The sequence below is a fragment of the Shewanella sp. SW32 genome, from assembly GCF_025653365.1.
GTDB lineage: Bacteria > Pseudomonadota > Gammaproteobacteria > Enterobacterales > Shewanellaceae > Shewanella > Shewanella oncorhynchi.
The window spans coordinates 1-696 of record NZ_JAKKSJ010000102.1; the positions used below are offsets into that span (position 1 = coordinate 1).

Sequence of the window (696 nt, forward strand, 5' to 3'; positions counted from 1 at the left end):
GGTCGTTGGACTGATTGAGCAGCATCGCTGGGCACGCGACCGCGAAGCCTATGGCCAGAAAAAACAACGTGCCAAACGTGATTATGAACAGAAAGAAAGTTACAAATGGCAACGGGCTTCAGCAGCGATGGCGACTCGCTTGGGACCACAGATGCAGAAGGTGATTTCGGTTTGTGACCGTGAAGCCGATATCATCGAATACCTGCGCTTTAAAACCGACACACAACAACGGTTTATTGTGCGCTCGATGCAAAGCCGCTGTATTGAAGAAGACCAGCACAAACTCTATGCGTTTAGTGAGACGCTGCAAAGTGCCGGTGAGCGGATGGTACAGGTGCAACAAAAAGGCGGTCGCAAAGCCAGAGTTGCGCACTGYGATATCCGCTTTGCCCCCATTACCGTGAAGGTTCCGGCGAATAAAACGGGCCAGTCAGTGCCGCTGTTTTATGTGGGTTGTCAGGAGAAAGACAGCGCAGATGGCCTCTGTTGGCACCTGCTGACGACTGAGGTAGTCACAACAGCAGAGCAAGCGCAACAAATTCTTGATTACTACGAGCGCCGCTGGCTGATTGAAGACTTCCATAAATCCTGGAAAACGGGCGGTACGCAGGTGGAAGACTTACGGCTGCAAAGCAAAGATAATCTGGAGCGGATGATTGTGATTCTGGCATTTATCGCCACACGTATCCAGCAACT

The 696-nt window shown here is 51.4% G+C and carries 1 protein-coding gene; it reads left to right on the forward strand.

All coding sequences use genetic code 11. From position 1 onward, the window contains the following. Window positions 1-696: IS4 family transposase (locus L5M28_RS24005; RefSeq protein ID WP_263204543.1), on the forward strand; the 696-nt coding region annotated here is incomplete at both ends.